The organism is Polaromonas sp. P1_F4 (assembly GCF_056405675.1).
This window is the reverse complement of record NZ_JBFUBP010000001.1, coordinates 1,023,285-1,037,416: the sequence shown is the minus strand read 5'-3', so window position 1 is coordinate 1,037,416 and position 14,132 is coordinate 1,023,285. Positions and strand designations below refer to the sequence as shown.

Sequence of the window (14,132 nt, the reverse complement as noted above, 5' to 3'; positions counted from 1 at the left end):
TCCGAATCTGAACCCACCAACCCGGAGAGTCCCATGCCTCAGACCTTCAAGCGCCGCCAGCTCGTCCTGCTGGCCACCGCCCTCGCAGCCGCCCTGCCCGGCTTTGCCCTTGCCCAAGCAGCCAAACCCAAGGTTGCGGCCATCTACACCGTGCCGTTTGAGCAGCAATGGGTCAGCCGCCTGCACAAGGCGCTCAAAGCCGCCGAAGCGCGCGGCGAGATCGAATACAAGGCCACTGAAAACGTCTCCAATGCCGACTACGAACGTGTCATGCGCGAATACGCCACGGCCGGCAACGCGCTCATCGTCGGCGAAGCTTTTGCAGTGGAAGCCGCGGCCCGCAAGGTCGCCAAGGACTTCCCGAAAGTATCTTTCCTCATGGGCTCGTCGGGCAAGGTGCAGGCGCCCAACTTCTCGGTGTTCGACAACTACATCCAGGAGCCCGCCTACCTCTCCGGCATGATCGCCGGCGGCGTGACCAAGAGCAACAAGATCGGCATGGTCGGCGGTTTCCCGATTCCTGAAGTCAACCGCCTGATGAATGCCTTCATGGCCGGCGCGAAAGAAACCAACCCCAAGGTCGAGTTCAGCGTGAGCTTCATCAACAGCTGGTTTGACCCGCCCAAAGCCAAGGAAGCCGCTTTCGCCATGATCGACAAGGGCGCTGACGTGATGTACGCCGAGCGCTTTGGCGTGAGCGACGCCGCCAAGGAAAAAGGCAAGCTGGCCATCGGCAATGTGATCAACACACAAGACAAATACCCCGACACCGTGGTGGCGTCAGCCCTCTGGAACATGGAGCCCAGCATCGACCGCGCCATCAAGGCCGTCAAGGAAGGCAAGTTCAAGGCCGAGGACTACGGCCCCTATTCCATGATGAAGTACAAGGGCTCCGAACTCGCCCCGCTGGGCACCTTCGAGAAAAAGGTACCTGCCGACATCGTCGCCAAGGTCAAGGCCAAAGAAGCCGATATCCTGGCCGGCAAGTTCACCGTCAAGGTCGACGACGGCCAGCCCAAGTCCACCGCCAAATAAGCCGGCGTTTCACCGCCCCACCTGAAAACGCCGTATGCATTCCCTGTTTTGCCTGCGGCGTTTTCTTTTCAGCCAGCCTGCTGCCTGGCGGGCCGCGGCGCCGCTGGCATTCCTGGCCGTCCTGTCATTGGGCCTTTTGGGGTGCGCGGGTCCAGCGCCGGCCCCACCCAACCCAGCTCATGCGCCTGGCGCAGTTGCCGGTATCCCAGTCCGGCTTGACGCCACACCCCGGATCGCGGTGATGTCGGCTTTTCAGCCCGAACTGACCCTGCTGCTCAACCGCTTGCAAGGCCCCGCCAGGCACCGCATCAACGGCGTCGATTTCACCACCGGTACCCTGCAGGGCAAGCCGGTCGTGCTGTTTCTTTCCGGCATCAGCATGGTCAATGCGTCCATGAACACACAGCTGGTGCTAGACCGTTTCAACATCACACATATCGTCTTCAGCGGCATCGCCGGCGGCGTCAACCCGGCCCTGCACATCGGCGACGTCAGCGTACCCACCCAGTGGAGCCAATACCTGGAAGTGCTGATGGCACGCGAAACCTCGCCAGGCCGGTTCACCATTCCACCCCGCATGGAGGCGCAGACCCTGGCGCCCTTCGGCATGCTGCACCCGCGCCCGGTCGAAACGCGCACCGCCGCCAACCCCGCGCCCGTACGCAAGTTCTGGTTTGAAGTCGACCCCGCAATGCTCGCGGTTGCCAGGGGCATGGGCAACATCGAGCTCGGCGCCTGCAACGCGGGTGTGTGCCTCACGCACAAACCGCAGCTGATGGTGGGCGGCAACGGCGTGTCGGGCCAGGCCTTTGTCGACAATGCCGCCTTCCGCGAATACGCCTTCAAGACCTTCCAGGCCAACGTGCTCGACATGGAAACCGCCGCCGTAGGCATGGTGGCCTACAGCAACAGCGTGCCTTACATCGCCTTCCGGTCGCTCAGCGACCTGGCCGGCGGCGGTGAAGCCGCCAATGAGATGGTCACTTTCATGAACATCGCTGCCGACAACTCGGCCAAGGTGTTGCTGGCGTTCCTGGCCGCCTGGAAATAGCATGCCCGAGCTCACCGGCATGGACCACATCTACATTGCCGTGAGCAACATGGCCGAGTCGGAAGCGTTCTATGACAAGCTGATGCTCAAGGCACTCAGCTGCCGCAAAAACACCTTCACGATAGGCGGTGAACCGCACATCCAGTACTACAACCGCCACTTCGGTTATGTGCTGCGGCCAGCCCGCTCGCAAGCCGGACACGACTCATACTCGCCCGGCCTTCACCATTTCTGCCTGCGCGTAGACACCATCGAAGACGTGGCCGAATGCGCACGGCTGCTGCAGGGCTCAGGCATCAACGCCAGCGAGCCGCACAACCACGGCGAATACGCACCCGACTACTGGGCCACTTTTTTCACCGACCCCGACGGCCTTCGTCTGGAGATCACCAACTACCGCCAGGAGCGGCGCGACCGGCATGACCACTGGGAATCCCTCGGCTGAAAACGCGCAACCGCCGGTGCTGCGGCCCGTGTTGATCTGAAAGCCACATTGCTAAACCCTACTTCTTTCGGATGACCGCGCCCCTCCTCCCTGTTCTACGGCTCGTCTTGCTACCCGGAATGGATGGCACAGGAGATTTGCTCGCACCGCTGGTCAACGCACTGGCGCCATCCATGCAAGTTGAAGTCGTGCGCTACCCTGGACATGACGCGCTGGGCTATGACGACTTGCACACGTTCATCCTGGCGCGCATGACCGTAGCGCCATTCGTATTACTGGGTGAATCTTTTTCCGGGCCTTTGGCCATTTCCATTGCAGCTACCCGGCCTGCCGGCTTGCGTGGAGTGATCCTGAGCTGTACTTTTGCGCAAAATCCCCGCCCTGCCTTTTCCTTTGTCTCCCATCTTGCGGACAACTGGGTGTCCCGGAAAATCCCTCCGCATCTTCTGACCCGCCTTGTCAGCCCCTTTTTGCTCGGTAGATTTGCATCTACCCAGTTGAGAAACTCTCTTGAACAGGCACTGCGGCAGCTTTCACCGCAAGCGATGGCCAAGCGAACTCAAGCGGTTCTTCATGTGAATGTGAGGGATAAACTCAAACAGCTCCACGTGCCGGTGATGTATCTGCAAGCAACGCAGGATCGGGTGGTTCCTGCATCTGCCGCGCAATCCCTGAAGCAAGACCTTCCGTCCATGGAGATCGTAAAAATAGAAGGCCCGCATTGCCTTTTGCAAGTCTCACCAGCTCCCGCCGCGTTGGCCATTCAGTCGTTCTGCCGCACGCTGGGGTCTGCCTCGTCATGACGGCCCCCGTTCTTCGCCTCAGCGGCATCACCAAACGCTTCGGCCCGCTGGTTGCCAACGACGCGATTTCGCTCGAGCTGCGCGGCGGTGAAATCCTCGCGCTGCTCGGTGAAAACGGCGCCGGCAAGTCCACGCTGGTGTCCATCCTCTTTGGCCACTACACAGCCGACGAAGGCCACATCGAAATCTTTGGCCAGTCGCTGCCACCGGGTAACCCCAAGGCCGCGCTGGCGGCGGGTGTCGGCATGGTGCACCAGCATTTCACGCTGGCCGACAACCTCAGTGTGCTCGACAACGTGATGCTGGGCAGCGAGCCGCTGTGGCAACTGTTTTCACGCCGCAGAGCAGCCCGTGCCAGGCTGCTGGACGTGGCCCGGCGCTTTGGCCTGCCCGTGGCGCCCGATGCCAAGGTGGGCAGCCTCTCGGTCGGTGAACGCCAGCGTGTCGAGATCCTGAAAGCGCTGTACCGCGGTGCACGCATCCTGATCCTGGACGAACCCACCGCCGTGCTGACGCCGCAGGAAAGCGAGGCGCTTTTCGATACGCTGGGCCAGATGGTGGCGCAAGGCCTGTCCATCATTTTCATCAGCCACAAGCTCGGCGAGGTGCTGCGCGTGTCGAACCGGGTGGCTGTGCTGCGCGGTGGCAAGCTGGTGGCCGAAGCACCTGCCGCCGGCACCAGCCAGGCGCAGTTGGCGCAATGGATGGTCGGCCACGCCGTCACCACCACACAACGCCGCCCCGCGCCGTCAACCGGCCTGCCGGTCTGCACGCTGGAAGGCGTCAGCACGGCCGATGCGGGGCAAGACCGCCTGGATGGCGTTTCGCTTCAGCTCAAGGCCGGTGAAATCGTCGCCATTGCGGGCGTCTCAGGCAACGGCCAGCTCGCCCTGGCCGACTTGTTGTGCGGCACCCGCGCCGCCAGCCAGGGCTCCGTGACATTTCTGGGCCAACCCATGAAGACCTCGCCAGCCTGGCTGGTCACCCAGGGCGTGGCGCGTATCCCTGAAGACCGGCACGGCGTCGGCGTGGTTGGCGACCTCAGCGTCTGGGAAAACGCGGTGTCAGAGCGCTTGCGCAGCCCGGCGTTTTCCAAAGCGCTGTGGGTCAAGCGCAAGGCCGCGCAGGCCCATGCGGCCCGCATCATGCGCGAGTTTGACGTGCGCGGCGGCGGACCGGACACCGCGGCGCGCTCGCTGTCGGGCGGCAATATGCAAAAGCTCATCCTCGGGCGGGCGCTCGTGGCCCCCACACTTTTCACTTCGCGTACTGCGCTGCCCCCCGAGGGGGCTATTTTTCCTAGGGGCGGCCCGTCGGAAAAATGTTTCCCCTCTTCCGAAACCGCACCCCAGCCGGCCAAACTGATCATCGCCCACCAGCCCACCTGGGGCCTGGACATCGGCGCCGTTGCCTATGTGCAGCAGCAACTGATCGCCGCGCGAGACGCCGGCGCGGCCGTGCTGGTCATTTCTGACGACCTGGACGAAGTGGTGGCGCTCGGCGACCGTGTGGCGGTGATGCACGCGGGCCAGCTGACGGAGGCCCTGCCCGCCGAAGCCTGGACACGCGAGGCCATTGGGCTGGCGATGGCTGGAGCCAACGGGGGTGACTCGAGCGTCGCCGGGCCGCCCCAAGGAGCGAGGGCCCCCTCGGGGGGCAGCGCATTACACGAAGTGAAAAGCGTGGGGGCCAACCCGTTATGAGGCTCGAAAAGCGCACTCAGACTTCGAAACTCGCCCTGGTGCTGGCGCCCATCGGCGCCATCGCGTTCACCTTGCTGATCAGCGCACTGCTGGTGTTGTGGGCCGGCGCGCCGCTGGGCCAAACCTATGTGCTGCTGTTCAAGGGCGGCTTCGGTTCGGTTTTTGCCCTTAGCGAAACCTTCACCCGTGCGGTGCCCCTCATCCTGACCGGCCTGGCCGCCACGGTAGCGTTCAAGGCACGGCTTTTCAATATTGGCGCCGAAGGTCAGCTTTATGCCGGCGCGCTGGCCGCTGTGGCTGTGGGCGGCATGCACGGTGGCACTGGCTTTGAACTGCCCATCTGGCTGCTGTTCGGGCTGATGATGCTGGCCGCGGCCATTGCCGGCGCCCTGCTGTTGCTGGGCCCGGCCCTGCTGAAGGCCCGGCTGGGGGTCGATGAAGTCGTCACCACCCTGCTGCTTAATTTCATCATGCTGCTGTTTGTGTCGGTCATGCTCGACGGCCCCATGAAAGACCCGACTGCCATGGGCTGGCCGCAAAGCGTGGCGCTGCAGGGTGATCTGGAGCTTTCCAGGCTCGTCGCGCAGACACGCATCCACACCGGCCTGCTGTGGGCCGCCGCGCTGGCTGTGGCGCTGTGGGCCTTGCTGAAATACACCGTGCTGGGCTTTGACATACGCGCCGTGGGCGCCAACGCCAAAGCCGCGGCGTTCGCCGGCGTACCCGTCACCCGCACGGTCGTGCTGGTTGCGCTTCTCTCGGGCGCTCTGGCCGGGCTGGCCGGCGCCATCGAGGTAGCCGGCCGCACCAGCTATGTCACGCTCGACATGTCACCCGGCTACGGCTACACCGGCATCGTGATCGCCATGCTGGCCGCACTGAGCCCCCTGGGCGTTCTGGCGGCAGCCGTGTTTGTGGCGGGCGTGCTGGTCGGCGCCGACACCATGAGCCGGGCCGTGGGCGTGCCGACCTATATCGCCGACGTCATCGTGGCGGCTTCGCTGATTTCCGTGCTGGTGGCCACGTTGATGACGCAATACCGGCTGGTAGTCAAAGAAAAAGGCCGGGCCGCATGAAATTCTTCAGCACCCGCGCCCTGCCAACCCATGCGGCTGCACAGACTGAGGCTGTGCGCGAAATTCTTAAGAAAATAATAGCCACAAGCCAATTAAGACGGGCGCAAGCAGCTATTAAATTGATAGCGTCGACAGTCTGCATACCGGTGGGAAAAGGCTTCCTGTATGGCTGAAATGCTCGACATCCTTGCCGCGGCGCCCTTCTGGATCGCCGTGCTGCGCATCGCCACGCCGCTCATCCTGGGCACTCTGGGCGTGTTGCTGTGTGAACGTGCCGGCGTGCTCAACCTGGGTATCGAGGGCATCATGGTCGCTGGCGCCTTCAGCGGCTGGCTGGCCGTGTACGGCGGCGCGCCGCTGTGGGCAGGCGTGGGTGTGGCGGCACTTACAGGTGCGGTGTTTGGCCTGCTGCACGCTTTTCTGACGGTCGGCCTGGCACTGTCGCAGCACGTATCCGGGCTTGGCATCACCCTGCTGGCCACCTCGCTCAGCTACTACGGCTACCGCGTCAGCTTTCCCAAAGTCGACACGCCACCCACCATCACACCCTTCGTCCCCATGCATTGGCTCGACGGCTTTCCCGGCGGCGGGCTCAACGTGCTGGCCGCGCAAACCCCACTCACGCTGCTGGCGCTACTGCTGGTGCCGCTGATCACCTGGCTGCTCTACCGCACACCGGCCGGCCTGGCCATCCGCATGGTCGGCGAGAACCCCCAGGCCGCCGAAGGCCAGGGCGTCTCCGTCGCGGCCACCCGCACCGCCGCCATCGTGGCCGGCTCGGCGCTCATGGGCGTGGCGGGCTCCTTCCTCACGCTGTCGGCGTTTAACGCCTTTTTCTTCAACATGGTCAATGGCCGCGGCTGGGTGTGCGTGGCACTGGTGGTGTTTGCCTCGTGGCGGCCCGGCAAGGCGCTGCTGGGCGCGCTGCTGTTCGCTTTCTTCGACGCACTGCAGCTGCGCCTGCAAACCTCGGGCATCGTGAATGTGCCCTATCAGGTGTACCTGATGCTGCCCTACGCCCTCTCCATCCTGGCGCTGGTGCTGGTGGCGCGCAAGGCGGCGTATCCTCAGGCGTTGATGAAACCTTATCGAAAAGGCGAGCGCTGATGACGACGACACCCCTTGCCCCACGCGGCACGCTGCTGGCCGCCTTGCTGGTACTGGGCTGCGCCAACGCGCAGGCGCTGGGCAGTGACTACAGCTACGACAGCTTCAAGACACCCGACGCTGTAAGCTGGGTGCAGATGTGCGGCACATGGGGCAAGGACCACCAGGGCACCTACCGCGTCGTGCACGCCGACCAGTACGCACAATCATTCCTCTACATCCAGTGGATGACACGCGACGCCAACGGCAGCCTGCATGCCGGGCACACCGTGGGGATCGCCGAACTGAACAACGACCACTCGGAGATCATGCTCAGCGGCCTGACATGCCGCACAACGCCGCGCGGCATCACGCTCACGGCGCGCGCCGCCTCAGGCCATGACGACAAGTTGCGCCGCGTCACTATCGAGGTCGGTCCGGCCAATGGCCAGTACCGCTACCGCGCGCAACGCGCACACTGAAACCCAATACATCTTCACTGCCATGCTCGACCTCCTCATCACCCACGCCAGCCTGCCCGATGGCCGCAACAACATCTCCATTGCCGTGCAAAACGGGAAGATCACCGAGGTCAGCGAAGGCCCCATCACTGGCGCGCAAGCCCGCGAGACGGTAGACGCCGAGGGCTACCTGCTCAGCCCGCCCTTCGTCGACCCGCACTTCCACATGGACGCCACGCTGAGCTACGGCCTGCCACGTGTCAACGAAAGCGGCACGCTGCTCGAAGGCATCGCACTGTGGGGCGAACTGAAGCCCCTGCTCACAGCCGAAGCGCTTATCGAACGTGCCCTCACCTACTGCGACTGGGCCGTCGCCAAAGGCCTGCTGGCCATTCGCAGCCATGTCGACACCAGCGACCCGAGCCTGCTGGCGGTAGACGCATTGCTCGAAGTCAAGAAGCAGGTCGCGCCGTACATTGACCTGCAACTGGTCGCCTTCCCGCAAGACGGCGTGTTGCGAACCAAAGGCGGCATCAACAACCTGGAGCGCGCACTCGACAAAGGGGTGGACGTGGTCGGCGGCATCCCGCACTTTGAGCGCACCATGGCCGACGGCGCCGCCGGCGTGAAGCTGCTCTGCGAAATTGCGGCCGAACGCGGCCTGCTGGTCGACATGCACTGCGATGAATCCGACGACCCGCTTTCACGCCACATCGAAACCCTGGCTTACGAGGCCCAGCGCCTGGGCCTGCAGGGCCGCGTCAACGGCAGCCACTGCACCTCCATGCACAGCATGGACAACTACTATGTCAGCAAGCTGCTGCCCCTGATCGCCGAAAGCGGCGTCAGCGTCATCGCCAACCCCCTCATCAACATCACCTTGCAAGGCCGCCACGACACCTACCCCAAACGCCGCGGCATGACCCGCGTGCCCGAACTGATGGCCGCAGGCGTCAATGTCGCCTTCGGCCACGACTGCGTGATGGACCCCTGGTACGGCATGGGCAGCGGCGACATGCTGGAAGTCGCTCACATGGGCCTGCACGTGGCGCAGATGACGAGCCAGAAAGGCATACGCCAGTGCTTTGATGCGGTGACGGTCAATGCTGCGAAGGTGATGCACCTCAAAGGTTATGGGCTGGAGGTGGGGTGTGACGCAAGCTTTGTGTTGTTGCAGGCCCGGGACCCGGTCGAGGCGATCCGATTGCGCGCGAATCGCTTGAAGGTGTGGAGAAAAGGAAAAGTGCTGGCCGAGACATCGAAGCAGGTGACTCAGTTAGGACTCACCGAGCGCCCTAGCTCTGTGGACTTTCTTAAATGAACTGCCACATACTGGTAGCACTACTGACCTTTTCGGCATGGACCTCAAGCGCACATGCGCTGAGTTGCCCTGCTGATCGATCTGACTATCAAATGAAAGACGGAAAAGTAGTCTTCATCTTTAGTTCGGGAGATGGTCGCGGCGAGCAAATAATCCCCACAGAGGTCGATCCGCACAGCATGAAGTCGGTTGTTGATCCATTCAAGGGAACGGTGCCGTGCGGCGGAGGGGTGACTGACTATGTACGCGACAAGGGCCGCGTTTACCACAGGGGAAAGCCGATAGCCAGCGCTGATCCGAACACCTTCGAATTCATCAACAGGTATTTCGCGAAAGACAGCACCGCGGTGTACGGGCTCGATCGGCGCATTACAACCCGCATCGCGGACTTTCGCATTCTTGGAGACTCTCAATCTGCGGCTTACGTGGCGTATGCGACAGACGGTCAGCGCTACTTCTACAAAGACACGGTTCTGGCTGGTGAAGGCTTTGAGTTCGTGCCCAAAACATACGATACCGTCCGGACCAGCACAAACGTGTATTACCGCGGACAGCTTTTAGATGTCGATGTCAAATCCTTTGAAGGATTGAACCCATCGGTCTCCATGGCGCGCGACAAGAACCGTGTTTACTACAGATTCGTGGCCATTCCGGAAGCGGACCCCGCCACTATCGAGCAAATCAAAGAATCTCTGTGGAAAGACAGGCGGGCCGTTTATCTGGAGGGCAGAGAAATCGTGGGACTGGATCCAGCCACCGTACGACGCTACCCTCCTTTTTCTGAATACACCTCTGACGACCGCTCAGTTTTCAAGATGTATAAAAAGATCGACCGAGATCTGGCCACGTTCACCGTTTTGCAGCCTCCGTACACCAAAGACAAGAACGGTGTGTATTACAACGACGAACGCATGGATATCGCTGATCCGGGAAGCTTTGTCGCACCGGCGTCTCAAAACGGACAAGACAAAAACTACCGTTTTTATGAAAACAAGATCACATGCAAGGTCAACGCGGATGCACCAGCGACCGACAAGCTCTGCGATGGCATTTCGCGTTAACGGGAAAACATGCCCGACCGCTGCACGAGCAAAAAAAGACCCAAAAAATGACGATCTGCCAAAAAGGGACCTTGTGAATTCACCCGTAGCCCATGCCGAACTTATTGCCACTTTCAGGAGAGCGGAGGCAGAGGCTGCGCACAAGTCCGGATTAATCAAGGCGGCTGCAGCCAAAGGCCCCAGGGCGATACAGATGGCCGTCGAGACAGCAGACAAGGCAGCAAAACGCAGGGATGCGTACGCCAAAAAGCTCGCGGCGCTAGGGGTGGAGCTCAAGGACTGAGCTGTACCCAGTGCCCTCCCCGGGGAAGGACAAGGATTGGTTGCGGATAATCGGGATTTGGAGAGAAACCCGATGCAAACAGACACACCAGAAGACGCACTGGACGAAGCACCCGAAGACGAACCGGAGCCGATCGAGGAATACGTCCCCGGCGTCGCCAACGGCCGGCATTACATGGCCAGGCTGTGCCACCTGCCTGACGGTCCCTGGTACATCGATGTCGTACACGTCGAATCGCTGCCGCCCCTGCACGACAGCGACCGGACCTGGCCTACGCGTGCTGAGGCCGTTGAGGCGGCAGACAAGCTGGTTGCCAATCTGGCGCATTGACGGAAGACCCGGCTCCCCTCCTGGCGCGCAAACGTAACGGCCCGTTAGTGCCCTTGTAGCCCGGGCAAGCACCTCCATTTGAAGCTCAGCAGGCCCGCCGGGCCTGCATCTGCACCCAAGGAGCTTTCATGTTCAAACGTCTGACCCTGCTTTGGGTTTTGATACGCGGCGATGCTCGGCGGCTGTGGACAGCGTTGCGCCACCCCGAGGCACCAGCTTGGCTGAAGTGGGGTACCGCAGCAATTGCACTCTACCTGTTCTCTCCCATCGATTTCATCCCCGACTTCTTGCCGGTCATCGGAATTGCCGATGATCTGGTGCTGGTTCCGCTGGCGATCCGGTGGCTGCTCAACCGCCTGCCGCCCGGGCTCGCCGAGCCTGCGCCGAAGCGTTCGGCCTGAGCACTGGGGATGCTGTAATGGGCATATCAACCCAGCTCGCCCCTTCTATTGATGCCCACACGCCCCGTTTCACTGACCGTTCCGCTCCCTTCGGGCGGTACCATCTCCGGCCTGCTGCAAAAACCTGCCAGCGCCAAGGCGTGTTATGTGTTCGCCCACGGCGCGGGCGCGGGCATGAACCACACCTTCATGGAGGCGATTGCCCAAGGTCTCGCGGAACGCGACATTGCCAGCTTGCGCTTCAATTTTCCGTTCATGGAACAAAGCTCGAAACGACCGGACTCTCCCGCCGTTGCGCATGCGGCGATCCGGGCAGCGGTTGCTGAAGCGGCGCGGCAAATGCCTGACGTGCCGCTGTTTGCCGGCGGCAAGTCCTACGGTGGGCGCATGACCACGCAGGCGCAGGCGGCTGAGCCATTACCCGGACTGAAGGGCATTGTGCTGGTGGGCTTTCCACTGCACCCAGCCGGCAAGCCCTCAACCGAACGCGCCGCGCACCTGGACGGCGTGAAGCTGCCGATGCTTTTTCTGCAAGGCACGCGCGACGGCCTCGCTGATCTGGACTTGATCACCCAGACCACGGCAAGCCTCGGTAAAAAGGCAAGCCTGCACATCGTGGATGGCGCCGACCACGCCTTTCACGTGCTGGTGCGTTCAGGCCGCACCGATGCGCAGGTGCGCGAGGAATTGCTGGACACCATGGCCGCGTGGATGACGAAGCACCAGCGTGCAGCGTGATCGTCAGTTCCCTGATGTACCAGGAGAGCCGCTTGGCACTCTGTATGGCGTGTGAGCCAGGACAAATACCCGCTTAAACCTGACCACCGCTAGGCATGGCTGCTGACAGGTGATGCGCCTTATGCCCCCCAGACTGGCCTGACTACGAAAGCCCGTCATGCCGTTCGATATCCCTTCCTCTCTTCGCCTTGTAACCCCACAGCTCTCCCAGCTCTCCCGTCGCACCCTCGTCGCTGCCTTGTGCCTGACGGGGCTGGGCCTGGCCGGCAACGGCGCATGGGCGGCCAAGCCCAAAAACACGGCGGCGGGCAACCAGCCCTTTGACACAGAAGCCTTCAACAACGCCACCGACAGTCCCTTGCTGCGCAGTGGCAACAAAGGCGCAGCGGTAGCGCGCGCACAGATCATGCTGGACCGGGCCTGGTTCTCCTGCGGGGAGATCGATGGGCGCTTTGCCACCAACATGCAGCGCATGGTCAAGGCCTACCAGAGCGCACACGACCTCAAACCCACGGGCACCGTCACCGCGGAAACCTGGGTTTCGCTGCGCAAGGACGGTGCTCCGCTTCTGACAAGCTATACCGTGACAGAGAAGGACGCCGCCGGCCCTTTTGAAAAGACGCCTGTGGCGATGGACGAGCGCGCGAAGATGAAAGCGCTGGTGTATGAATCGGTGGAAGAAGCGCTGGCGGAAAAATTCCACACCAGCACCGGCTACCTCAAGCAGCTCAACGGCGGCATCAACATCGAGGCCGGCAAGCAGATCACCGTGCCATATATCGCGGTCAGCGCCACGCCGGTCAACGCGGCTTCCATCGAAATCGACAAGTCCGAGCGTGTGCTCTACGTGCTGGACACCGCCAAGCGCCTGGTGGCGGGTTTTCCCATCAGCATAGGCAATGAAAAAAACGACCCGCTACCGCTGGGAATGATGGCCATCAAGAACGAGGTCAAAAATCCCGGCTTCACCTACAACCCTGCGCTACTGAAAAACGCACCCAAGGATGCACAAAAGGTCGACATCGCAGCCGGTCCCAACAACCCCGTCGGCACCATCTGGCTGGGCCTGACCAAACCGCACTGGGGCATTCATGGCACACCCAACCCTTCCAATGTGGGCCATTCCGAAACCAATGGCTGCATTCACATGACCAACTGGGACGCAGAGCGCCTCTCGACCCTGGCGAAAGCCGGCTTCAAAGTGAGCGTCAAGGCTTGATGGCATCCACACCCGCCCGCATCAAGAGAACGGCGTTTGCCATCTGCGCGCTGCTGGCCGTGGCGGCTGGCGTGATGCTGGGCACGCACAAGGAAGAGGCAGTTACGCAAATCGTGCAGCCCGCCACACCGCCAGCCAGCCAGGCGCTGGCGCCCGCCGTGCCGGCAAGAGAGGCCGACAAGCCAGCGCTTGTGGTTCAGACCATCGAGAATGCCGCGCCCCCATCTGCCCTGCCGCCCCCACCCGCATCTGTCGCCGATGACACGGACATTTCGCAGTTACGGCTACGCGTCCTGACACTTCCAGTGCAAGGCGTCACGCCCGCCCAGCTCAGTGACACCTACACCCAGGCGCGCGCAGCAGGCGCCCCGCATGAAGCCATAGACATCATGAGCCCACGCGGCACGCCAGTGCTCGCCGTCGAGGACGGCAAAGTGGCCAAGCTGTTCTTGAGCAAGCCAGGCGGCATCACGATTTACCAGTTCGACCCGGCCAGCCAGTACGCGTATTACTACGCCCACCTGGACCGCTACGCCGAAGGCCTCGCCGAAGGCGCCAGCCTGCGCAAAGGCCAGGTCATCGGCTATGTCGGCAGCACCGGCAATGCATCACCCGACGCACCGCACCTGCACTTCGCGATCTTCAAGCTGGGGCCGGAGCGCCAATGGTGGCGTGGCACGCCGCTGAATCCTTATCTTGTCTGGCGCGACGCCAGACCGTAAACAACCCGGCCAACGGTGCTCCGGCTCATGCAGGCGCTACGCACCTGCCCGCCCGGCAAGCGACTTCACCCCGCCGCCCTGAACAGTCGCGTACTTAACCGCAAACCACAGCATGGCAGGCGGCTCCTCCACGATCTTCACGATCTCAGCGCCCACACAAGACCGGAACATCAAATGTTTGGTGTTATCGAGACTGGGTGCGTCAGGCTTTCGCGGGTATAAATCCTGCATTGCCATCTATTTCTGTCGATAGTTGGCTTGAATATAAGATCGGTGTGATCGCCAAAAACAAGCTTGCTGCGCAAGCCGCCTTTCATCGGAGGGAGACCGATACGTGAAAACAGCAAATACCCACGCAAAAGAGAGCGTGGCATTAAAAACCAGACGGGTGGGTTCT

General features: G+C 62.2%; 16 protein-coding genes. All 16 read left to right on the top strand.

From position 1 onward, the window contains the following. Nucleotides 1-33 precede the first annotated feature (33 nt). The 16 genes from AC1DYQ_RS04925 (at nucleotide 34) to AC1DYQ_RS04850 (ending at nucleotide 13,735) form a co-directional block, all read left to right on the top strand. Nucleotides 34-1,035 carry a BMP family protein gene (locus AC1DYQ_RS04925; protein WP_477685810.1) on the top strand — a complete coding sequence of 334 codons (1,002 nt, stop codon included), beginning with the start codon at nucleotides 34-36 and terminating at the stop codon, nucleotides 1,033-1,035. A 34-nt stretch (nucleotides 1,036-1,069) separates the two neighbouring features. Beyond that, nucleotides 1,070-2,086, top strand: a complete 1,017-nt coding sequence (locus tag AC1DYQ_RS04920; RefSeq protein ID WP_477685809.1) for a 5'-methylthioadenosine/S-adenosylhomocysteine nucleosidase — start codon at nucleotides 1,070-1,072, stop codon at nucleotides 2,084-2,086. 1 nt (nucleotide 2,087) lies between these two features. Beyond that, nucleotides 2,088-2,531: a VOC family protein gene (locus tag AC1DYQ_RS04915; protein ID WP_477685808.1), complete on the top strand. Its 444-nt coding sequence runs from the start codon at nucleotides 2,088-2,090 to the stop codon at nucleotides 2,529-2,531. A 71-nt stretch (nucleotides 2,532-2,602) separates the two neighbouring features. Further along, a complete protein-coding gene (locus tag AC1DYQ_RS04910) occupies nucleotides 2,603-3,334 on the top strand; it encodes an alpha/beta fold hydrolase (protein WP_477685807.1) in 732 nt (243 codons plus the stop codon). Further along, nucleotides 3,331-5,037: an ABC transporter ATP-binding protein gene (locus AC1DYQ_RS04905; protein ID WP_477685806.1), complete on the top strand. Its 1,707-nt coding sequence runs from the start codon at nucleotides 3,331-3,333 to the stop codon at nucleotides 5,035-5,037. The genes AC1DYQ_RS04910 and AC1DYQ_RS04905 overlap by 4 nt, the downstream gene beginning before the upstream one ends. Continuing rightward, nucleotides 5,034-6,113 (top strand): ABC transporter permease, encoded by a 1,080-nt coding sequence (locus AC1DYQ_RS04900; RefSeq protein WP_477685805.1) that lies wholly within the window; start codon nucleotides 5,034-5,036, stop codon nucleotides 6,111-6,113. Before AC1DYQ_RS04905 ends, AC1DYQ_RS04900 begins: the two co-directional genes overlap by 4 nt. Before the next feature lie 165 nt (nucleotides 6,114-6,278). After that, complete coding sequence (locus tag AC1DYQ_RS04895; protein WP_477685804.1) at nucleotides 6,279-7,220, top strand: ABC transporter permease; 942 nt, start codon at nucleotides 6,279-6,281, stop codon at nucleotides 7,218-7,220. Next, complete coding sequence (locus AC1DYQ_RS04890) at nucleotides 7,220-7,681, top strand: hypothetical protein (protein WP_477685803.1); 462 nt, start codon at nucleotides 7,220-7,222, stop codon at nucleotides 7,679-7,681. Before AC1DYQ_RS04895 ends, AC1DYQ_RS04890 begins: the two co-directional genes overlap by 1 nt. Nucleotides 7,682-7,703: 22 nt before the next feature. Continuing rightward, nucleotides 7,704-8,981, top strand: a complete 1,278-nt coding sequence (locus AC1DYQ_RS04885) for an amidohydrolase family protein (RefSeq protein ID WP_477685802.1) — start codon at nucleotides 7,704-7,706, stop codon at nucleotides 8,979-8,981. A 92-nt stretch (nucleotides 8,982-9,073) separates the two neighbouring features. Continuing rightward, the gene (locus AC1DYQ_RS04880; RefSeq protein WP_477685801.1) at nucleotides 9,074-10,042 is read left to right on the top strand and encodes a DKNYY domain-containing protein; all 969 of its coding nucleotides are present in this window, start codon (nucleotides 9,074-9,076) and stop codon (nucleotides 10,040-10,042) included. A 73-nt stretch (nucleotides 10,043-10,115) separates the two neighbouring features. Further along, nucleotides 10,116-10,325, top strand: coding sequence for a hypothetical protein (locus AC1DYQ_RS04875; protein ID WP_477685800.1), 210 nt, complete (start codon nucleotides 10,116-10,118; stop codon nucleotides 10,323-10,325). A gap of 72 nt (nucleotides 10,326-10,397) precedes the next feature. After that, on the top strand, nucleotides 10,398-10,655 hold the full coding sequence (locus tag AC1DYQ_RS04870) for a hypothetical protein (RefSeq protein WP_477685799.1): 258 nt from the start codon (nucleotides 10,398-10,400) through the stop codon (nucleotides 10,653-10,655). A gap of 128 nt (nucleotides 10,656-10,783) precedes the next feature. Beyond that, on the top strand, nucleotides 10,784-11,056 hold the full coding sequence (locus tag AC1DYQ_RS04865) for a YkvA family protein (RefSeq protein WP_477685798.1): 273 nt from the start codon (nucleotides 10,784-10,786) through the stop codon (nucleotides 11,054-11,056). 51 nt (nucleotides 11,057-11,107) lie between these two features. Further along, entirely contained in the window at nucleotides 11,108-11,794 is a 687-nt protein-coding gene (locus AC1DYQ_RS04860) for an alpha/beta hydrolase family protein (RefSeq protein ID WP_477685797.1), read from the top strand. Nucleotides 11,795-11,951: 157 nt separating this feature from the next. After that, on the top strand, nucleotides 11,952-13,013 hold the full coding sequence (locus AC1DYQ_RS04855; RefSeq protein WP_477685796.1) for a L,D-transpeptidase family protein: 1,062 nt from the start codon (nucleotides 11,952-11,954) through the stop codon (nucleotides 13,011-13,013). Beyond that, nucleotides 13,013-13,735, top strand: coding sequence for a M23 family metallopeptidase (locus tag AC1DYQ_RS04850; protein WP_477685795.1), 723 nt, complete (start codon nucleotides 13,013-13,015; stop codon nucleotides 13,733-13,735). The genes AC1DYQ_RS04855 and AC1DYQ_RS04850 overlap by 1 nt, the downstream gene beginning before the upstream one ends. The last annotated feature ends 397 nt before the right edge of the window (nucleotides 13,736-14,132 follow it).